Source organism: Ruminococcus sp. 210702-SL.1.03 (assembly GCF_020559915.1).
Lineage (GTDB): Bacteria > Bacillota > Clostridia > Oscillospirales > Ruminococcaceae > YE71.
Genome location: NZ_JAJCLZ010000009.1, coordinates 42,993 through 64,394 on the forward strand (window position 1 = coordinate 42,993; position 21,402 = coordinate 64,394).

Consider the following 21,402-nt stretch of genomic DNA (forward strand, 5'->3'; position numbering starts at 1 on the left):
GTTTCGGAACACATCTGAGGGGCTTTATCAAAATTTATAGGAGTACAGCCTTTTTAAAGGCGTAAGTGGACTATCGGTCAGTCGACTTTTTCGGGAGTGAGCACCGACTTTGCGGTAAAACCGCCCTCGCCGTAGTCTACCATCACGGTGCTGTCGGTGTCTATCTCGCCCGCGATTATCTTCTTGGCGATGAGCGTTTCGATATTGCGCTGTATAAATCTCTTCAGCGGGCGCGCGCCGAAGCTGGGGTCGAAGCCCTGCTCGATTATCGCGTTCATAGCCTTTTCGCTTACCTCAACGTGTATGCGCTTGTCCTCAAGCCGCTTGTCCAGCTCGGCTATCATGAGTTTTACTATCTTGCTTATCTCCTCGCGGCGCAGAGGCTTGTAGTAAACTATCTCGTCGAGCCTGTTGAGGAACTCGGGGCGGAAGCTGCGGTGGAGCAGAGCCTCTACGTTCTTTACAGCTTCGGGCGATATGCTGCCGTCCTCCTGTATGCCGTCGAGCAGCGCCTGCGAACCGAGGTTTGAGGTGAGTATGATTATCGTGTTCTTGAAATCTACCGTTCTGCCCTGCGAATCGGTTATCCTGCCGTCGTCGAGAACTTGCAGAAGTATATTGAAAACATCGGGGTGCGCTTTTTCAACTTCGTCGAGCAGTACTACCGAGTAGGGTCTGCGGCGAACTGCTTCGGTAAGCTGACCGCCCTCTTCGTAGCCGACGTATCCCGGAGGCGCTCCGATAAGGCGGCTTACGCTGAATTTCTCCATGTATTCCGACATATCTATACGCACCATGTTTTTCTCATCGTCGAAAAGCGCCTGCGCCAGCGCTTTTGCAAGCTCGGTCTTGCCGACGCCGGTAGGGCCGAGGAAGAGGAACGAGCCGATGGGCTGGTTCGGGTTGGAAATGCCCGCGCGCGAACGCCATATAGCTTCGGTGACTTTCTGTACGGCTTCGTCCTGACCAATTACGCGCTTATGCAGCGTGTCGCCAAGAGCAAGCAGCTTTTCGCGCTCGCCCTCCATCAGCTTCGATATTGGTATGCCCGTCCAGCGAGAGATTATGCGCGCTATCTCCTCGTCGGTAACGCGGTCGCGCAGCAGGGTGTTTTTGCCCGTGCGCTGTTCCGCTTCGCGCTCTTTTTCCTCAAGCTGTTTTTTCAGCGAGGGCAGCTTGCCGTATCTCAGTTCGGCGAGTTTGTTCAGGTCATAATCGCGCTCAGCCTTATCTATCTCGGCGTTGCAGGCTTCTATATCTTCTCTCAGCTTCTGCACGCTGGATATGCTGTTCTTTTCGTTCTCCCATTTTGCCTTCATGCTGTTGAACTTATCGCGCAGCTCTGAAAGCTCTTTCTGCACGTCGGCAAGCTGCTCTTCGGCAAGCTTGTCGGTCTCTTTTTTCAGCGCCGCTTCTTCTATCTCGTGCTGGAGTATCTTGCGGCGAACCTCGTCCAGCTCTGTCGGCATAGAGTCCATCTCGGTGCGTATCATAGCGCACGCTTCGTCGATGAGGTCTATCGCCTTATCGGGCAGGAAACGGTCGGTGATGTATCTGTCTGAAAGGGTAGCGGCGGCGATAAGGGCTGCGTCCTGTATCTTCACGCCGTGGAACACTTCATAGCGCTCTTTCAGTCCGCGGAGTATCGAGATGGTGTCTTCTACGTTCGGCTCTGCTACCAGTACTGTCTGGAAACGGCGCTCCAGCGCGGCGTCTTTCTCGATGTATTCTCTGTACTCGTTGAGGGTGGTCGCGCCTATGCAGTGCAGCTCGCCCCTTGCGAGCATCGGTTTCAGCAGGTTGCCCGCGTCCATAGCGCCGTCGGTCTTGCCCGCGCCGACTATGGTGTGCAGCTCGTCGATGAAGAGGATTATCCTGCCCTCGCTCTTTTTTACCTCCTGCAATACCGCTTTCAGCCGCTCTTCAAACTCGCCGCGGTACTTCGCGCCCGCTATCAGCGCGCCCATATCAAGCGAAAATACCTGGCGGTCTTTCAGATTTTCTGGCACATCGCCCTTTACTATACGCTGTGCCAGACCCTCTACTACGGCGGTCTTGCCGACGCCCGGCTCGCCTATCAGAACAGGGTTGTTCTTGGTCTTGCGCGAGAGTATGCGTATAACGTTTCTTATCTCGTTATCTCTGCCGATAACGGGGTCGAGCTTGTTGTTTTTCGCCAGCGCCACGAGGTCTTGACCGTACTTTTTAAGCACGTTGTAAGTGCCCTCGGGGTCTTGCGACGTGACCTGCTGGTTGCCGCGAAGCTGCTGCATCGACTTGAGCACCTTTTCTTTCTCGATGCCGAACTGCTTGAATATCCGCTTCAGCGCGTCGTTAGGCGAGTCGGTAAGGGCGAGCAGTATGTGCTCTACCGAGATGTAGCTGTCCTGCATTTTGTCCGCAGTCTTTTCCGCGAGCGCGAGGGCGGTGTTCAGCTCTTGCGAGATGTACATTCCGTCGTTTGCCGCCGAGCCGGTAACCTTCGGCAGCTTTGCGACCTCCGCTTCGGCTGTGGCGGCTACGCTTTTCGGGTCAGCGCCCATAGAGCGCAGCATTTCGGGGATAAGCCCGTCCTCCTGCGTGGCGAGCGCCGCGAGAAGGTGCTGCTGGTCTACCGCCTGATTTGAATACTGTGCGGCAAGGTTCTGCGCGGTATTGAGAGCCTCTGCCGATTTGGTAGTAAATTTATTTATGTTCATAAAGCTCACTATCCTTTCACATTCATTTCGCTGTTGTTTTTCTCATGTTCTTAATGTTCTTAAAGCTTCTCTAAACTATGCTGACGCCCTTGCGCAGATAGCCTTTGTAAGTTTCCTCGCAGAGGGCTTTTGCGTGCGCGGGGTCGGCGGCGTTTTCAAAATACACCGTTATCGCCTTATCAAAGGTGCGTATGTATTCGCTTATCGCCTCGGCTATCTCGCGGTCGGCAAGACCGTTGCCCGCTATCTCGTAAAAATCGCGCGTGTAGCTCTTCGGCGCTATCTCGCAGGGAAAGCCGCCGCTGAAAAATTTGCCGAGGTATTTCTGCTCCGCCGCGCTCCAATCTCTGAAAAATCTGTCCGTCAGCTTTATCAGCTCTTCGCTCTGCGTGCGCAGGGTGACTTTCAGCCTGCCCGCCTTGCCCGAAAAGCTGCGGTAAAGCTCTACCGAATATTTCAGCGTAGGCTTGTACTTGAATTTCAGCGGAGTTTTCACCGCCATTACCGAGTCGGAAGCCTGCGGGGCGGGCAAAAAGCGGCTGTCCAGCGCCTGCCCTACCAGCGAGAATATCTCCCGCATACGCATTTCGGGCGTGGTGAGGCTGACTCTTTCAGCCAAAAGCTGGTTTATCAGATTTGAGCGGCTTGTGTTCATGCGGTAAGCCATTTCGTCCACCGCCTGCACCACCTCGTCGGAAAGCACTATGCTGTATACGCTTTTTCCCATTTTTCTCACCGCCTTTATATAATGTATACTGTGTATCTTTATCGTCCGTTTTTATCTCTTTCTTTATATAATATTATATCACGTTTAAATAATTTGTCAATAGGTTTATATAACTATGCTTACAAGTTTGTAGACCTGCACAAATTCGCAATGCTTATTTCTTACATTTTGCTGCAATTTTTCACCATATAAATTTAAAATGACCGAAAGCAAGCGCCGATATTCGCTTTTTACGATTTTCACACGATTTTTATTTTGTCCTATATTGATACACTTTTTGAATGACATCTATACTTTTTATTCATGCCTGCCGCATTATATGCGCTGAGAACTGCGCGTTTGGCGGTGAACATGAATGATCGCCGCTGTAATCCTGCATTTGTTCATGGTATGTTAAAGTATTTAGGTGTTGACAAAACGTCGAAAGTAAGGTATAATAAATTGTATAGGAAATTTGAGGGGTCGCGCTGTTATGCAGTTAGTTATGGCGCACAGCCCGCGGATATTTTGGCGGGAATACTTCTCGAATTTTTGGAAATAATTTTATTATTGTATTTGAGAGGAGTTTTTAAAATTATGGCAAGTCTTACAAAGAACCCTAACGTAAACGCATGGGTAGACGAAATGATCGCTCTCACCAAGCCTGACAAGGTAGTTTGGATCGATGGCAGCGATGAGCAGCTCAACGCTCTCAGAGAAGAGGCTATCGCTTCGGGCGAGATGATAAAGCTCAATCAGGAAGAGAACCCCGGCTGTCTGTATCACAGAACTCTGCCGAACGACGTAGCCCGCGTAGAGGACAGAACTTTCATCTGCTCCGAAAAGAAAGAGGACGCAGGTCCTACTAACAACTGGATGGCTCCCGCTGACATGAAGGCAATGCTGACCCCCATGTATGACGGCGTTATGAAGGGCAGAACCATGTACGTTATCCCTTATTCCATGGGCCCCATCGGTTCTCCTCTCGCTAAGGTAGGCGTAGAGCTGACCGACTCTATCTATGTTGTACTCAATATGGACATCATGACCAGAATGGGCGAAAAGGCTTTCGAGAACCTCGGCGATACTTCTAACGACTTCGTTCGCGGTCTGCACTCTAAGGCTGACGTTGACCCTGAAAAGAGATACATCGTTCACTTCCCCGAAGAGAACACTATTTGGTCTATCAACTCTGCTTACGGCGGAAACGTACTGCTCGGCAAGAAGTGCTTCGCACTGAGAATCGCTTCCTTCCAGGGCAAGAACGAGGGCTGGATGGCTGAGCATATGCTTATCCTCGGCGTAGAGAAGCCCGACGGTGAAGTTAAGTACATCACCGCTGCATTCCCCTCCGCTTGCGGCAAGACCAACCTCGCAATGCTCATTCCTCCCGCTTGCTACACCGAAAAGGGTTACAAGGTTTGGACTGTCGGCGACGACATCGCTTGGATGAAGCAGGGTGAGGACGGAAGACTTTACGCTATCAACCCTGAAAACGGATTCTTCGGCGTAGCTCCCGGAACCAACGCTAAGTCTAACTTCAACGCGCTCGCTTCTACTAAGAAGAACGCTATATTCACCAACGTTGCTATCAACAACGACACCATGACTCCTTGGTGGGAAGGTCTGGATAAGAATCCTCCTGTAAACGCTACTGAGTGGAAGGGCGAAAAGGTAAACGGCGTAGAATACACCGCTGCCGGCAACAAGCTTGCTCATCCCAACAGCCGTTTCACCGCTCCTGCTGAAAACTGCCCCTGCATCTCTTCTGAGTTCAACAATCCTCAGGGCGTGCCGATCTCCGCTATAATCTTTGGCGGCAGACGTGCTAAGACCACTCCGCTGGTATATCAGTCCTTCGACTGGACTCACGGTACCTACATGGGCTCGGCTGTTTCTTCTGAAACTACCGCGGCTGCTACCGGTGCAGTAGGTGTTCTCCGTCACGATCCTATGGCTATGAAGCCTTTCATCGGCTACAATGTAGGCGACTACTGGGCTCACTGGCTCGAGATGGGTGAAAAGCTCGGCGACAAGGCTCCTAAGATCTTCAACGTAAACTGGTTCAAGAAGAACGACGAAGGCGAATTCATCTGGCCCGGTTTCGGCGACAACATGAGAGTTCTCGACTGGATCATCAAGAGATGCGAAGGCACTGTAGGCGCTCAGGAAACTGCTATCGGCTACCTGCCTAAGCCCGAAGACCTCAACCTCGAGGGTCTGGACATCGACGACAAGACTCTTGAAGAGCTGCTTGCAGTTGATAAGGATCTCTGGAAGGACGAGATCGCTGAGATGAGAAGATATTACAACGATGATATTGCTGCTAAGGGCGGAAGAGTGCCTGAGGCTCTCGTTAAGGAACTCGACAAGCTGGAGGAAAGACTCGGCAAATAATTTGCACGGGAATTTTTCACCGAAGTTTTTGACTTCTGAATAAATTTGAAAGGGAAGCGCTTTTATAGGGCGTTTCCCTTTTTTATTTTTTCTCTTGATTTTTTCGCGAACGTATGTTATAATATTCATGTAAACGAATACAGTGTTTAATTCTGTAAAATAAAGGAGAATGTAAAAATGGCATATGTAATAGGCGTAGACTGCGGTACCAGCGGTACCAAGACCGTGCTCTTTGACGAAAAGGGCAGCGTTATAGCTTCGCACACCGTAGAGTATCCGATGTATCAGCCGAAAAACGGCTACGCTGAGCAAGACCCCGCCGACTGGGCGAACGCGATGCTTACCACCATTCAGGCAGTAATGGGCAAGAGCGGCGTCAGCAAAAACGACGTTATCGGCATAGGCATATCGGGTCAGATGCACGGACTTGTAATGCTCGACGGCGAGGGCAAGGTGCTGCGCAAGTCGATAATCTGGTGCGACCAGCGTACCGAGGCGGAAGTAGAGCAGATGAACAAGCTGCTCGGCAGAGAAAAGCTGATAGAGATCACTGCAAACCCCGCGCTCACCGGCTGGACTGCCGCGAAGATACTTTGGGTAAAGAACAATGAGCCTGATATATATGAGAAATGCCGTCATATACTGCTGCCTAAGGACTACCTCAGATATGTGCTGACGGGCGAATTTGCTACCGAAGTATCCGACGCTTCGGGTATGCAGCTTCTCGACGTGCCGCACCGCTGCTGGAGCAGCGAGGTATGCTCGGCGCTGGGCATAGACATGGATATGCTGGCTAAGGTCTACGAATCCTGCGAGGTAACGGGCAAACTCACCGCAAAGGCTGCCGAGCTAACGGGGCTGAATGCGGGCACTATCGTAGTAGGCGGCGCGGGCGATAACGCGGCGGCGGCTATCGGTACCGGCGTAGCTGAGGACGGCAAGGCTTTCACCACCATAGGCACATCGGGCGTAGTATTTGCGCACACCTCCGACATCGCCATCGACCCGAAGGGCAGAGTTCACACCTGCTGCGCGGCTGTACCGAACGCATGGCACGTTATGGGCGTAACGCAGGGCGCAGGACTTTCGCTGAAATGGTTCAGAGATAACTTCTGCGCGGCTGAGAAAGAAACTGCGAAGTACATGGGCGTTGACGAATATTACCTCATGGATAAGGAAGCGGCTACTGTGCCAGTAGGCGCGGAAAGACTGCTCTACCTGCCGTATCTGATGGGCGAAAGGACCCCGCACCTCGACCCCAACGCACGCGGAATGTTCTTCGGACTTTCGGCGATGCACACCAAAAAGCATATGCTGCGCGCCGTACTCGAGGGCGTATCCTACTCGCTGCGCGACTGCGTAGAGGTGTTCCGCGAGATGGATATAAACGTTTCTGACATGATGGCCTGCGGCGGCGGCGGAACATCGCCCCTTTGGCGCTCGATGCTCGCCGATCTGTACAACTGCCCTGTAAAGACGGTCGCATCTAAGGAAGGCCCTGCGCTGGGCGTTGCGTTGCTTGCACTGACAGGCGCGGGCGTGTACTCCTCAGTACCCGAAGCCTGCAAGGCAGTAGTCACGACCGACAAGGTACAGCAGCCGAACGAGGAAAACGTACCCGTTTACGAAAGCTACTACCAGCTTTACCACGAGATCTACCCTGCCGTAAAGGCGCAGTGTGCGAAGCTCGCAAAGCTTTGATCGAATATAACAAATATCACAAAGCGTTCGCCGTAAAAAGGCGGGCGCTTTTTGCTTTAATGTAACGAAAAGCCGCAAAGTGTAATGAAAAACGCCGCAAACCGATTGAGCGCCGCCGCGAATTATGATAGAATAAATTATGGGGAAATGCGTTTTGGCGCAGCTCAAAAAAACATAATGGAGGTAAACGATATGAAAAAGATAGCAGCAGGTGTGCTGGCGCTGGCGATAGTATTCGGCGCAGCGGCAGACGGTGCATTTTTAGACAGCAGCGCGATAGCGGCAAGCGCGGCGGCTTATACTGAGGAGGAGCTTAAGGCCAAGGTTCAGGAAGGCGTTGAGTATGAGCTGACCGATTGGAGCTACAAAGACTACGATGGCGACGGAGCTAAAGAGGGATTTGCGCTGTTCCTTTACGAAATGCCGCAGACTCTTCATCAGCACGTTGTAATAATACGTTACATAAACAGTAACGGTGAAGTGACCGAAGTGGTAAACAAGGAGAAACTCACCATGGTGCCCTCTTATGAGCATGATCTTAGCTACAATGGCACGGAATTTGCTGTTTTCACATTTTCGGGCGGCGGACATTCTTTTGACGTAGTTTTTTCTGTTGAAAATGGTGTCCTGTTGAAAACAAGATAGATGTACCTCCCGTAGATGGAGAACCTGATTTTATATTAAGTAAAGAAGATGATGGTACTCTTATTTGCAGTAAAGCCTGCGGTACAGACTATAATGTAGCTGTGGAATATGATAAGGAAGGTCATAGATTTTATATTCCCGATTCTTCCTCCTCTGAATACACTGAGGAAGAGCTGAAAGCCAAACTGCTTTCAGATCTTGATAGTGCTTATGGCACGGAAGATGGCTGGGTAATTAAAAAGTGGATTTACGGTGATTTATTCCAGAACGAAAATAAAGTTGCGATAGCATTAGTAGCTGACAAGGAAACCGACAATAGATATATGGGTTACTTTGTTTCTGCAACGAATACGCAATTGCTTGTTGACGAAAAGAGCAAAGAACAGTTAAATGACTTTGATACCTTCTATACTGATAATTCTGTTTTTGTTACTTGCTTTTATGGAAAAACCAATAATCACGATTCATCGTATTTGTTTATAAAAAAATATGATGGGGATTCAATGACTAAAACCGTAGTATATGATACTAAGGTAAATGAAATATCATTAGAAGAAGGAAAATTTACAAAAGAAGGCGACGATTTTTACTGGTATTGGTATTCTTCTGATGGAAGCTGCAATAAGTATAATGTTCGTTTTAATGATGCGTTAGGTTATTTTTGGATTTCTGATGAAAAGCCTGTTAATGATTACACCTACACCGAAAACGAGGACGGCACTGTCACTATAACTTCCTACACCGGCGACGCAGAAGAGCTTGTTATCCCCGGTGAGATAGACGGCAAGACCGTTTCGGCTATCGGCTCCGGAATTTTCAGCCCGCTGAACGGCGGAAACAAGACTATTAAGAAAATTACCGTGCCAGCAAGCGTAAAGACTATCGGCGAAGAAGCTTTTGCCTGCGCAGATGCACTCGAAGAAGTGTACATAGAGGACGGCGTTACTGAGATAGGCAATTCGGCTTTCGCAAGCTGCATAAATCTGAAAAAGATCACTATTCCGAAGAGCGTTACTAAGATAGGCGATTACGCTTTCAGTTACGCTTATCGCAGTGATTCGAGTGCGTTCATTGACGTTACCATCTACTGCTATAAGGACAGCACCGCTCACAAGTATGCACTGGGTGAAAATGCGCTGAACCACGAGTTTGCCTACGTCCTCCTAGACGAAGTTTCCAACCCCGACCCCTCTTCCGACAGCACGGTAAGCGCCGACCCCTCTTCTACCGAGAGCGGTGCTTCAAGCGGCTCGACCTCTACTTCCACCTCCTCCGCGGCGGCTTCCTCCTCGGGTGATAAGACATCTAACCCCGCTACGGGCGTTGCGGCAGGCGTATCCATCGCGGCAGTTCTCGCGGGCGGAATAATCATGGTCACCAAAAAGACCAAGAAGTAATTTGCGGAGGTCTTGATAAATGTTTTGGACTAGATTGGTAAAAGGCATTGCGATATTATTCATGATTTTTTCGATAATAATATCGGTTCTTGTAGGCTGGGGTTTGATGAATACCCTTGACGACAATGTTGGCTTTACAATAATTATCGCAGGCGTTGCGCTTTCTGTTATCTCAGTTGCCGCAATAATGATGATCTGCGAGATCTCTTTGAATATTCATGCGATAAAGCAGATGATGGAAGCGCAGATGGGCGTTCCGAAAAATTTCGGCTACGTTCCTAACGGCGGATATTATCCGAATATGCCGAATATGCAGCCTTTTCAGAACCCTCAGCCTGCGCCGATGCCTTTCGAGCCTGCTTCCGCGCCTATGCCCGAGCCTGACGAAAACGACACTTGGGTATGCGAATGCGGCGAAGAAAATCTCTTCAAGAGCAATTTCTGCAAGAGATGCGGCGCTAAGAAAACGCTGGACAAAGTATGGATATGCAAAAAATGCGGCAAATCCAACCCGAATTCTGCCACCGTCTGCAAAGACTGCGGAACTTATAAATAAAGCTTTCCAGAGAGATCAAATGACTTTTTGATAATGATCTCCTCCCTGTGATCCCCTCTGCGCGGACAATGCGCAGGGGGGACTTTTTTTGCACATATTTTCCCCGCGCCGCCCATATAGTTAGGTATGGGACAAACAGTTCAAGAGGAAAATGGAGTGTGATAAAATGGCGAATGTTATTGCTCAGCGGCAGCGCTCTGAGCGGCAGAATATCGGGCTGACCCACGAGGAAGCGGCGCGCCTGCTGGAGGCTGAGGGCGAGAACCGCTTTGCTGCAAAGAAAAAAATAAGCCCCGTGCGCATTTTTGCGGGTCAGTTTCACGACGTTATGGTGCTGATACTGCTGATAGCGGCGGTCATCTCGGTGCTGATCGGCGGCTGGCGCGACGCTGTGCCGATAATGGTGATAGTTGTTATGAACGCGGCGCTCGGCTTTATACAAGAGTACCGCTGCGAAAAAACGCTCGAGCAGATGGAGCAGCTTACCGCACCCACGGCGCGCGTTTACCGCGAGGGCGAGCTTACCGCCCTGCCCGCGGCATATATGGTGCGCGGCGATGTTTTTGAGGTCGAGGCGGGCGAGCGTTTTCCCTGCGACTGCGTTATACTTTCGCAGACGGGGCTTTGCTGCGATGAATCGGCGCTTACGGGCGAAAATCTGCCGATAGAAAAATGCGCCTACCGCGGCGAAAAGCAGATAAGCGAGCTGAATCTGCCGTACATGGGCTACATGGGTACAGTGGTGCTAAAGGGAAAGGCGCGCTGCGAGGCGGTCGCGCTGGGCAGCAAGGCGCAGATGGGCAGGATCTCGCAGATGATGACCGAGATCGCAGAGGAGCAGACCCCTCTGCAAAAGAAATTGGGCGAGCTTGGCAGGGCGCTTGCCGCGATATGCGTTGGCGTTTGCGTGCTGGTTTTCATAGCGGGCGTTATCCGCGGCGAGGACGTGCTGAATATGTTCTTCACCGCCGTCACCATCGCAATAGCCGCTATCCCTGAGGGGCTGCCCGCAGCCGTGACCATCGCTCTTGCGCTCGCGGTGCGGCGTATGTTGAAGCAAAACGCGCTCGTGCACAAGCTTCACTCGGTCGAAACGCTCGGCTGTGCGAATGTCATCTGCACAGATAAGACCGGCACGCTCACGCAAAATCAGATGGTTGTGCGCCGTGTTTACACGCTTGACGAGCGCGCCCGCGAGCTGACATTCGACAGCGAGGGTGTTCCCGAAAACGGTGAAAATGCTGAAAACGCCAATATGGGCGGCACTCTTCGCGAACTGCTGATATGCGCCGCACTTTGCAACAACGCCCGCAGGTGTACTGATAATTCGCCCGCCTGCCGCCGAAACCGCCGTGCACGCCGCAAAAAGCCGGGCTTCGAGGGCGACCCGACCGAGGTCGCGCTGCTGCGGCTCTGTACAGATATGGGTATCGACCTCGAAAAGCTGCCGATGGAGCGTATCGGCGAAAAGCCTTTCGACAGCGAGAGCAAGTATATGTCCGTGACCTGCCGCGACGGCGAGGGCAGGCAGGCGGTGTTCGCAAAGGGCGCGCCCGAAAAGATGATCGCGATGTGCACTCACCGCTTCGAGGACGGCGGCGCTGTACCGCTGGAGGAAAGCGCGCGGGCGGCGCTGCTGCGAAAAAACGAGGAGTACGCCGCGCAGGGGCTTCGAGTGATAGCGTTCTGCGGCTCGGCGGGGGATACGTCGGTGTTCTTGGGACTGGCGGCGATGTCTGACCCGCTGCGTCCGCAGGCCGCCGAAGCCGTTCGCGAATGTCGCCGCGCGGGAATATCCACCGTGATGATTACTGGCGACCACAAGCTCACCGCCTGCGCCATCGCGAAAGAGGCTGGCATTCTCACGGGCAGAAAGCGCGTAGTTACCGGCAGCGAGCTTGACGAAATGACCGATGCTGAGCTTGCCGAGCAGATAGGCGAGATAGCCGTTTACGCGCGCGTCACCCCCGCCCACAAGCTTAGGATAGTGCGCGCCTGCAAGCAAAAAGGCATGGTCTGCGTTATGACGGGCGATGGTGTGAACGACGCGCCCGCCGTAAAGGAAGCCTCGATCGGCGTTTCGATGGGGATAAGCGGTACAGATGTAACAAAGCAGGCGGCAGATATGATACTGCTGGACGATAATTTCGCTACGCTCGTCAGCGCTGTACGCGAGGGACGCACGATATACGCCAATATCCGTAAATTCGTCCGCTATCTGATAGCCTGCAACATCGGCGAGGTGCTTACCATGCTGGGCGCGATACTTATGGGTCTGCCGATGGCGCTAGTGCCTGCGCAGCTTTTGCTGGTAAATCTGGTTACAGACGGTCTGCCAGCCGCCGCGCTTTCGGTAGAGCCTGCGGAAAAGGGCGTTATGGGCAAGCCGCCCCGCCGCGAGGAGGACAGCTTTTTCAGCGGCGGCTTGATGACGAAGATAGTCGCGCGCGGCGTGGCGATAGCCCTTTGCACCCTTGCCTGCTTCACACTGCTGCTGCCGAGCGGTCTGGCGGCGGCGCGCACGGGCGCGATGCTCACACTGGTATTTTCGCAGCTTATACACGTTTTCGAGTGCCGCAGCGAGGACAAAACGCTTTTACAGATGGGTCTGCGCGGCGGAAAATTCGTAGTGCTGGCGGCGCTCTCATCGGCGGCGTGCGTGGTGCTCTGCATGGCCGTGCCGCAGCTTGCGGCGGTGTTCTCGCTTACGAAAATGTCAGCGAAACAGCTCGCAATATCGCTGAGTTTCGCTGCCGCTGCGGCTGTTTTTTCGACGATAGGTTCGGCTTTCAGAAAACGAGTTTAAATATTTGAACATTGTTAAAATTGCACAAAAAATAGCGCGAAATTTCTGCATATAAAAAAGGCGGCCGTGACAAGCGGTCGCCTTGATTTTTTGTGATGTGTCGCTTTAAGCGTTCTGAACTTTCGGCTTTCTGCGGAAAAGCGGCTTGCGCTTTTTCTTGATAAGCTCTAGGGGGTCGCCGAAGCGCTCTTTATTTTCCTCTGCGGTGTATACCTTTTCCTCGCTCTGCTCCATGATGTTGGTAAACTGGTCCATCAGCAGCTTCTGCTCCAGCATCGCGGCAGCGTCCTCAGCAGTGGCGGCGTCGCCCGACTCTATCATTTTGCGTATCTCGCCGATGTATTTTCTGTCATCTACCGATATGAAGGGCACGCGTTTTTCTATACCTGCGCGGAAGTTCTCTTTATCCTGTATAAGCTGCGGCTCGCGGGCTTTGAGTATCTCTATCTGCTCGGTAATGCCTTCGTTTATCTCTACCTGCTTTTGCTTAGCCGCGGTAAGGCGGTAATGCTGCAGGCAAACGGAGAATACGGAAATTCCGATGAGCGCGAAAGCCCCGAGCACGATAGCCGCAATAATGCTCTTTGTGATGAAGAAAACAAGTAAAAACAACACTAAGCCTGCGCCGGCGCTTATTCCCAACGCTTTAGCGCGTTTGGTCGTGAGCTGAAAGTTTTTTACAACGTGGTCTTCGTCGTGTATATAAGTTTTGAGATATTCCTGATTTTCGCGGTTCTGCTTTATAGCAGATCTTTTCTGATCGTAGCGGCGGAAGTACTCGACCGCCTGATCTACGCGTTCAAGCTCTGTCATAATACACTTTCCTTTACATAAATTAGATTTGTGTGGATATACCGACTAGGGATAACATTCCAACGGTATTGTCTATATTATACCACAAGCCCCCACCGTTGTCAAGAGCTTTTTGCCAAACTGGTACAAACATATGAAATTTTTTCACATTGGACTGAAAGGCGTGTATACATTGGCACATAAGCCTATCTTGGCTGGCTGCGAAACTGCCGAAAATTTTTTCGCGGGCTAAGCGGTTTTCGTAAGTTCTTAAAGTGAATAAATTCGCGAAAGTATTGATTTTTAGCCGCCGCTGTGATATAATATACATACTATTATAAATGTATAAAAAGAGATAATCATATTAAGGATCGTGAAAAGAAAAATGGGAAAAAACAAAACTTATATTACCGCTTCGGCGGAGAAAAAGCCGATATGGCAGCAGCGCCGGCTTGCTATGGTGCTCTCGCCGCTTGCCGTTGCGCTCGCGGTGTTTGCAATCTTCAAAAAATTCTCGCTCTACCCCTTTGGCAGCCGTACCGCCGCTTGGTGCGATATGAACCAGCAGGTAGTGCCGCTCCTCTGCCAGTTCAAGGATATTCTCGATGGCAGATCGGGAATGTTCTTAAGCTTTAAAAACGCGTCGGGCATGAATTTTTGGGGCGTGTTCTTTTTCTTCCTCGCAAGCCCTTTCAGCCTGCTCGTAAAATTCGTGCAGAAAAGCGATATGCTCGTTTTCATGAATATACTGATAGTGCTGAAAATGGCGGCGAGCGCTTTTACCTCCTCGATCTACTTCGTGCGCAGCAGCTTCATGAAAAAGCTCGATACTCCCGCTATCGTGATACTCAGCTTTCTCTACGCTGTCAGCGGCTACGTCATGCTTTTCTACCAAAACGTTATTTGGCTGGATATGATGTACCTTTTTCCGCTGCTGCTGCTCTCGCTGGAAAAGCTTCGCGGCGGCTCACCGGTATGGTATATACTCGTGATGGCGCTGATGATGGCTGTAAACTACTACATCGGCTATATGGTGGTGGTTTTCCTGCTGCTGCTGGCGGGCGTTTACCTTCTGCTCGCGGCGAGGGCTGAAAATGAGAACGGCGGCGCAGTGTGCCGCAGATTTTTGCTTTCGTCGGGCTGCGCGGCGATGTTTTCGGCAGTGGTCTGGCTGCCCAGCTTCATGCAGTACCTAACATCGGGCAGGCGCACTTCGCTTATTGAAAATCTGCGCGTCGGCGACCTTGTTACCGATTACGATACCGTGTTCCCTGTCGCTATGTGCAGCTCGCTGCTTGTGCTGATGGCTCTCGGAGGATTTGCCGCAAGCCGCCGCGCCGATATGTACGGCAGGCTTTGGCAGATAATGCTCGTGCTTCTCGCTGCGCCGATAGTTATCGAGCCTGTAAACAAGATGTGGCACACGGGCAGCTATATGTCGTTCCCCGCGCGCTACGCTTTTATGACGATATTTGCGGCGATGATAGTGGCGGCAGATATGCTTGGCAGGGAGCACAAATACCGCGGCAGCATGAAGCTATACGCGATAGGCGGACTGCTCTGCGCGGCGGCGGTGGTAGCTTTCGAGTACTTTTCTTCGGGATTTATCAGTGCCGACCTCGATATTCTCTCTACCTACACCGGCTCGCTCGGCGGCAGCGATGCTTCATTCAAGAGTATGTGCAAGCTTTTCATAGTCGGAGCGGCGTGCTTTGCGCTGATATACGCCCTCTACCGCCACGGCTGGATATTCCGCGGGATATTCATAGTTTTCACCTGCGCGGCGGTCACGATAGAGTCGATGGGCTATATACGCGTTTACATGACTACCACCGCAGAGCGCAATGAGTCGACCAACGACATTCAGCGGCAGGTGTTCGCCTTAGCCGACCGCGTTGAAGACGACGATTTTTACCGCATGAAAACGAGCGGAAAGCTTTTTGATTACAACATGATAGGCGCTATGGGCTACAACTCGATAGGCCACTACACCTCGCTCACCGAAGAGGACTATATGTTCACCATGAAGCGCATGGGCTACACTTCGGTATGGATGGAGGTAGGCACTTGCGGCGGCACTGAGATGACCGACGCTCTGCTTTGCGCAGGGTATGAGATAAGCCATAACAAGCAGGACAACACTGTTTATTCGTTCAACGGCTACCATATCAACCCGCTGAACGACCGCCTGCCGCTGGGCATTGCCGCCGCGGGCGACCTATCGGCTGAGATACCCGCAGGGCTTACCCGCGCGCAGGCGCAGGAATACATCTACCGCCAAATATTCGGCGGCGAGGGCGCTGTTACCGAATATAAGCCCGACGAGGGCGACATCATGCAGGTCAAAGACGGCGATTACCACTGCTCGGAATCTGCAGCGCTCATCTACCGCGTAAAGGTCGAGGGCAGACAAACGCTCTACTTCGACTGCTTCGACAAGCTCTCGAACGACCTTTCCGAGCCGATATACGACAGCTTTTCGGTAAAGGTCGGCGGGCAGAACGTTTGCCGCAGTTACCCGTATTCCAAAGAAAACGGCGTGCTGAAGCTCGGCACTTTTGAGGACGAAACTGCGGTCATCGAGATAAGGTGCCTTAAAGACGTAAGCTGCGCTTCGCTAGGCGTTTTTGGCGTAGACCTCGACAAGCTGGACGAAGCTTGCGGCACGGCGCAGGGCATAGGCTTGCAGGAGAAGAAGAACGGTCTTTACGGTGAGTCGGATTTCGAGAGCGCGCAGACAGTGTTCCTCTCAGTACCGTACAACGAGGGCTTCACGGTAAAGGTCAACGGCGAGAATGTAGAGTACCGCAAGGCGCTTTCGGGCTTTATGGCTTTCGACCTGCCCGCGGGCAAATGCAGTGTAGATATATCGTTCAAGCCGCAGGGCTTCACGGCGGGCGCGGTGATTTCGCTATGCGGCGTGGCGGCGACGGCGGTGTACCTGCTGCTTCGCAAAAAGCTGCACCCCTCTGAAAAACTTGTCCGCACGGCTGACAAGGTAGGCGCGGCGGCAGCGGCGGCGCTTGCCTGCATAGTACTGCTTGCGGTATACATCATGCCGATAGCGGTGAACATCTTTATGTGGAAGCGGGAATAAATTGCCCGATAATAGACAATAAATAACAAACTGCCGTCCTTGGCGCGAATGGTGCGTGGGGACGGCAGTTTGTTTGCGCCCCATTGTGAAAATTTTCATATCCGCCGCACGATACTTGTTTTTTCTCCTTGCGTGTGATATACTATTATATATAAGACGACGTACAGGCGGGTGCTTAGCACTGCCTGCGGAAAATGGAGGATAACTATGGATTATTCAGACGGCGTAAAATATACGCTTTTCAGACTTTTGCTCATGATCGGCTGCGGCGCGGTGGGTGTGGCGGCTGGCAAACTGCTGCTTTGGGCGGCGGCTTCCGTGATGCCGGCTTCTTGGCTCACGCTAAAGGAATTTCTCGTTACCGATCAGGCAGGCTCGGTGACGGCGGCGATAGTTATGGCGGCAATGCTCGGCAGAGTTTTTTACGACGACGGCAAAAAGCACGCCGCTTATGAAAACTGGGACGCAATACTCGTCAGCATTACCCATATCGTTATGCTGATAGTTTACTTCGTGCCCGTTATTTTCTATAACCCAAACGATATTACCCGCGGCATGGAGTTCGCATATTACCTCTTTTACTTTCCCTGCCGCTGGCTGGTGCTCGCTTTTGGCATGGATCTTAAAGCCGCCGCGGCGCTCGGCATACTGCTGATACTCGGCGTGCAGTTCGCGCTGTATATGCTCTCGTACACCCGCTACAAAAAGAAGCACCCCGTGAGCTTTTTGCCGCGCGAGAGCGAGTCTTGACAGGCGGAAATCTGTACCAATATTTGCAGAATTGTGGGTTTTGGTCAAAATGTCTAAATTAACGGTTCAGATTTTGTTAATTAAGATAATGAAAAAAGTTTTAATAGTGCTTGAATAAATCTAAAAAAAATGATATAATAGTATAAAATACGTTTCGTGTGCATTTCGTGAAAATGGCGGACATCTTTAAGGCAGGCTCGTCATTTTCAGAAAATGCGCACCGTATTAAAAGGCGGAGGTGTAACTACTAATATGAAAAATTACAGCTATGTTGCGAAGGACTCTACCGGAAAAACGCTGAAAGGCGTTATGGAGGCCGAGGACGAGCAGCAGGTTCAGGAAAAAGTCTACGAACAAGGCTTGTTCCTGATTTCTACCACAGAAGCGCTCGGCGGAACAAAAACGAGCATATACAAGTTCAAAACAAAAGATCTTGCGTTTTCGTGCCGTCAGCTTGCCGCTATGCTTACATCGGGTCTTACGATAGTTAAAGCGCTCGATATAATGTATAAGGAAGAAAAGAATAAAGGCGCTAAAAACGTGTGGCTCGCACTGTATGAAGACGTTAATAAAGGCTCTAACTTTACCGAGGCGCTTATCGCAAGAAACGGAAGCTTTCCGGACTTCATGATAAGCATGATCGACGCGGGCGAATCTGCCGGCAACCTCGATATTACAGTACAGCGCCTCAGCGACTTCTACGCAAATCAGAACAAGACCCAGAATATCATCAAGAGCGCTATGATGTATCCTATCATACTCGGCATACTCACCATAGTAATGGTAATAGGTATGTTTACGTTCATCATGCCTACGTTCGCAGGTCTTATGTCTGAAGAGGAAATGCCCGCGCTTTCGCGTGCCCTCTTTAAATTCAGCGACTTCTTAAAGACCAAATGGTACATACTTATAATCGCGATAGTAATAATAGTGCTCGCTATAAGATATGCACTGAAGGTGCCCGACATAAAGCTGAAATTTGACCTTATAAAGCTCAAGATGCCGGCTGTCGGTCCGCTTATGGTCAAGATATACGAAGGTCGTTTTTCGAGAACTCTTTCATCTCTTTACGCCAGCGGTATCCCAATGGTAGAGTGCCTGGAAAGAGCTTCATCGGTACTGGAGAACACTTATGTAGATAAAATGTTCATACAGGTAATAGACGAGGTAAAACAGGGCTCGCCCGTATCTGTATCGCTGCAAAAGACCGAGATCTTTGAGGGAATGTTCTGCTCGATGATCTACGTCGGTGAAGAATCCGGCGCACTCGATGAGATACTTGAGAAAACAGCAGACTTCTACGAAGAAGAATCCGACGCAGCAGTTAAGCGTCTGGTAGCACTGCTTGAGCCGTGCATGATAATCATCATGGGTATTGCGATAGGTCTTTGCCTCGCAGGTATATTCCCGCTGCTCTATGGTGGTATCGGAGGACTCGAGAACTCGTAATAAAGTCGATAAAATCACAGCTATTACAAATACAAAGAAAATCTTTAGAAGAGGTGAAGGAATAAATGCTGTCTTTTGATATTTCTGATAGACAAATAAACATCGTAAAAGGCGATAACTCCGCTAACAAGATCAGAATCGAAAAATCACTGAGCGTTGCGGTTCCGGAGGATATGATCATGAACGGAGAGGTAATAAACCTTTCCGGACTCTCCGAGCTGCTGCTCACAAACCTCAAGGCTGAGGTAATGATGGATAAGGAAGCCGTAGTAACTTTCTCTTCCAGCAACATCGTATTCAAGGAGCTTATAGTTCCTAAGGCAAAGGGTAACGAATTCCTGAGCATGGTACAGAACCAGATGCAGCAGGAAATGGGTATTACCGATGAGTACTCTATCTCATATACTATTGTAGGAGAAGCTGGCGAGGATAACCCCGGTTCGGTAAAGGTGCTGGCTACCGCCTGCCCGTCCTCGATAGTAGAAGGCTTCCGCAAGCTCTTCAACATCATGTCGATAAGCCTGCGCTCGGTAAACATCAGCTGTAACTCCATTTCGAGAATAGTTTTGGCTGACAAGTCGAACCTCGAGAAAATGCCGCTGCTGGTTTGCCAGATAGACGATAACTTCCTCGGACTGATACTCTTTGAGAACGGTCAGATGGCTTTCGCAAGATACGAGCCTATTTCCGAAGAAGATTACGAAACAGACGAGTATCTGACCGAGGCTATCAGCGAGAACATCTTCCGTATGGAACAGTTCAACAAGGCAAGAGGCGGCCCGGGACTCGACAACGTAGTGCTCTACGGCAAGATCGACGACTACATCAAGCTCGTTGACGCTCTCGACTCGCTCGACGTTAAGGCTTCCGTGCTCGGCGTTCCTTCGCAGATCACAGGTTATGAAAATTTTGAGTTCACCATCTTCGCTAACGCTATCGGCGCTCTTTACAAGAGAAACAAGCAGACCGAGCGCATCAACCTTCTCGAGGTAGATACCGCTACCGGCAAGGCGGGTTCGAGCAGCAGCGGCACGCTGGTGACGGCTCTGGTAGCCGGCGTTATCTCGGCAGCGCTCATCGGCGCAGTTACGCTGGTAGTCAGCCTGCATGAAGGAAGCGTAAGGGATGACATCGAAAAGACAAACGGCGAGATAGATAAGTGCAACGCCGTTATCGCAGAAAACCAAAAGCTGCATGATTATCTCGTCACAGTAAATGATTATCAGACTCAGGTAAATGTGGCTAAGAACAACCTTTACTCGATACCCGTAGTAAAGGAAGGAATCTTTAAGGAGATCGAGAACCACATCGGTTCCGGCGATTCCGAGGGCGCTAAGGCTAATTCCTACACAGGCTTCAGCTACTCCAAGAATGACGGAACAGTTACCATTACGGAAGTTGAGCTGAAGGAACAGCAGACAGCGAACGACTTTATCCAGTCGATAAAGGACGACGACTACTTCGCAGACGTTACATACAGCGGTTATACCGGTACAGGAGAAGCGGGCAGCCCCGTAGTTATCTCCTCGGTAACCATGTATCTCAAGCCTATTGAAGTAGAAGACGACACTCAGGCAGTATCAGGGGAGGTTGCAGAATAATGAAACTTAATCAGAGAGATAAGATGCTCCTTATAGGCGTATTTGTAGTACTCGTATGGATCGCAGGCATTATGCTCTTTATCAAACCTGCTATTGAAAGCGCGAGAAGCGCGAGCCAGGAGCTTGACAGCAAGGAAATGGAGCTTTCGCAGCTTCAGACTCAGATAAAGGAAGACGAGAACCTTCCTCAGGAAACTCAGGACGCTTTCGATAAGGCTAAGAACACCGCAGACGTTTTCTATGATGTAATGCCCCAGTACGAGGCGGCACAGACTGTACAGAAGATGCTCGACGGCGGCGAGAACAAGTCATCTGACAGCCAGATCAAGAACCTGAACCTCAGCATCAGCGAGCTGGGAACTACTTCGCTCGATAGATTCACCTACGCGCCCAATTCGCAGTCTACCACCATCGACGCTATCGTAGACGGCAACAGCGGCGACGAGACCACTACTACGGGCACTGCTGAAAGCACTATCGACGTAAACTCCTACAACATGAGCTTTGACTTCGAGTGCAACAAGTCGAACCTGATGAACTTCCTCAACAATCTGGAAACCTACTCGCAGAAGAGCCTTGTTATCAATGAGCTTTCTATCGCAGACGTAGGCGACAATCAGGACGGCTCGACCTTCACAGGCAGCATTTCCCTTACCTTCATGATGGTAAGAGATATACCCAGCCCCGATGAGATAAACAACACCGAGACTCAGCAGGTGAACGCTACGGCTGAATGATAAATATACACACAAATGGTAGGAAGGGATCGGAAAGTACCTGTCTACCATAACGTGTTATATATTGAT

General features: G+C 50.9%; 14 protein-coding genes. 11 read left to right on the forward strand and 3 right to left on the reverse strand.

Annotation, left to right across the window (positions count from 1 at the left end):
- Nucleotides 1–77: 77 nt before the first annotated feature.
- Together clpB and LI114_RS06505 are read right to left on the reverse strand one after the other, a co-directional pair.
- On the reverse strand, nucleotides 78–2,699 hold the full coding sequence (clpB, locus tag LI114_RS06500) for an ATP-dependent chaperone ClpB (protein ID WP_227219977.1): 2,622 nt from the start codon (nucleotides 2,697–2,699) through the stop codon (nucleotides 78–80).
- 70 nt (nucleotides 2,700–2,769) lie between these two features.
- Nucleotides 2,770–3,426 (reverse strand): CopG family transcriptional regulator, encoded by a 657-nt coding sequence (locus LI114_RS06505; RefSeq protein WP_022128622.1) that lies wholly within the window; start codon nucleotides 3,424–3,426, stop codon nucleotides 2,770–2,772.
- A gap of 576 nt (nucleotides 3,427–4,002) precedes the next feature.
- On the opposite strand from LI114_RS06505, the gene LI114_RS06510 reads away from it, so the two are divergent.
- The 6 genes from LI114_RS06510 to LI114_RS06535 all read left to right on the forward strand — a co-directional run bounded on the left by LI114_RS06510 (nucleotide 4,003) and on the right by LI114_RS06535 (nucleotide 12,907).
- Nucleotides 4,003–5,802: a phosphoenolpyruvate carboxykinase (GTP) gene (locus LI114_RS06510; RefSeq protein ID WP_022128623.1), complete on the forward strand. Its 1,800-nt coding sequence runs from the start codon at nucleotides 4,003–4,005 to the stop codon at nucleotides 5,800–5,802.
- 177 nt (nucleotides 5,803–5,979) lie between these two features.
- On the forward strand, nucleotides 5,980–7,503 hold the full coding sequence (gene xylB / locus LI114_RS06515) for a xylulokinase (RefSeq protein WP_022128624.1): 1,524 nt from the start codon (nucleotides 5,980–5,982) through the stop codon (nucleotides 7,501–7,503).
- Nucleotides 7,504–7,695: 192 nt separating this feature from the next.
- Nucleotides 7,696–8,148: a hypothetical protein gene (locus LI114_RS06520; RefSeq protein WP_227219978.1), complete on the forward strand. Its 453-nt coding sequence runs from the start codon at nucleotides 7,696–7,698 to the stop codon at nucleotides 8,146–8,148.
- Nucleotides 8,149–8,249: 101 nt separating this feature from the next.
- A complete protein-coding gene (locus LI114_RS06525) occupies nucleotides 8,250–9,545 on the forward strand; it encodes a leucine-rich repeat protein (RefSeq protein WP_227219979.1) in 1,296 nt (431 codons plus the stop codon).
- Between the two features lie 19 nt (nucleotides 9,546–9,564).
- Nucleotides 9,565–10,101, forward strand: a complete 537-nt coding sequence (locus tag LI114_RS06530; RefSeq protein WP_227219980.1) for a zinc ribbon domain-containing protein — start codon at nucleotides 9,565–9,567, stop codon at nucleotides 10,099–10,101.
- Between the two features lie 166 nt (nucleotides 10,102–10,267).
- Entirely contained in the window at nucleotides 10,268–12,907 is a 2,640-nt protein-coding gene (locus LI114_RS06535) for a cation-translocating P-type ATPase (protein ID WP_227219981.1), read from the forward strand.
- Nucleotides 12,908–13,012: 105 nt separating this feature from the next.
- Here LI114_RS06535 and LI114_RS06540 read toward each other — a convergent pair whose 3' ends face one another.
- Nucleotides 13,013–13,720, reverse strand: coding sequence for a hypothetical protein (locus tag LI114_RS06540; protein ID WP_227219982.1), 708 nt, complete (start codon nucleotides 13,718–13,720; stop codon nucleotides 13,013–13,015).
- Nucleotides 13,721–14,084: 364 nt separating this feature from the next.
- On the opposite strand from LI114_RS06540, the gene LI114_RS06545 reads away from it, so the two are divergent.
- The 5 genes from LI114_RS06545 to LI114_RS06565 all read left to right on the forward strand — a co-directional run bounded on the left by LI114_RS06545 (nucleotide 14,085) and on the right by LI114_RS06565 (nucleotide 21,333).
- On the forward strand, nucleotides 14,085–16,796 hold the full coding sequence (locus tag LI114_RS06545; RefSeq protein ID WP_227219983.1) for a YfhO family protein: 2,712 nt from the start codon (nucleotides 14,085–14,087) through the stop codon (nucleotides 16,794–16,796).
- A 207-nt stretch (nucleotides 16,797–17,003) separates the two neighbouring features.
- The gene (locus LI114_RS06550; protein WP_227219984.1) at nucleotides 17,004–17,546 is read left to right on the forward strand and encodes a hypothetical protein; all 543 of its coding nucleotides are present in this window, start codon (nucleotides 17,004–17,006) and stop codon (nucleotides 17,544–17,546) included.
- Nucleotides 17,547–17,798: 252 nt separating this feature from the next.
- Entirely contained in the window at nucleotides 17,799–18,995 is a 1,197-nt protein-coding gene (locus LI114_RS06555) for a type II secretion system F family protein (RefSeq protein WP_227219985.1), read from the forward strand.
- Nucleotides 18,996–19,060: 65 nt separating this feature from the next.
- A complete protein-coding gene (gene pilM, locus LI114_RS06560; RefSeq protein WP_022128633.1) occupies nucleotides 19,061–20,596 on the forward strand; it encodes a pilus assembly protein PilM in 1,536 nt (511 codons plus the stop codon).
- Nucleotides 20,596–21,333, forward strand: coding sequence for a hypothetical protein (locus LI114_RS06565; protein WP_227219986.1), 738 nt, complete (start codon nucleotides 20,596–20,598; stop codon nucleotides 21,331–21,333). Before pilM ends, LI114_RS06565 begins: the two co-directional genes overlap by 1 nt.
- Nucleotides 21,334–21,402: the final 69 nt, after the last annotated feature.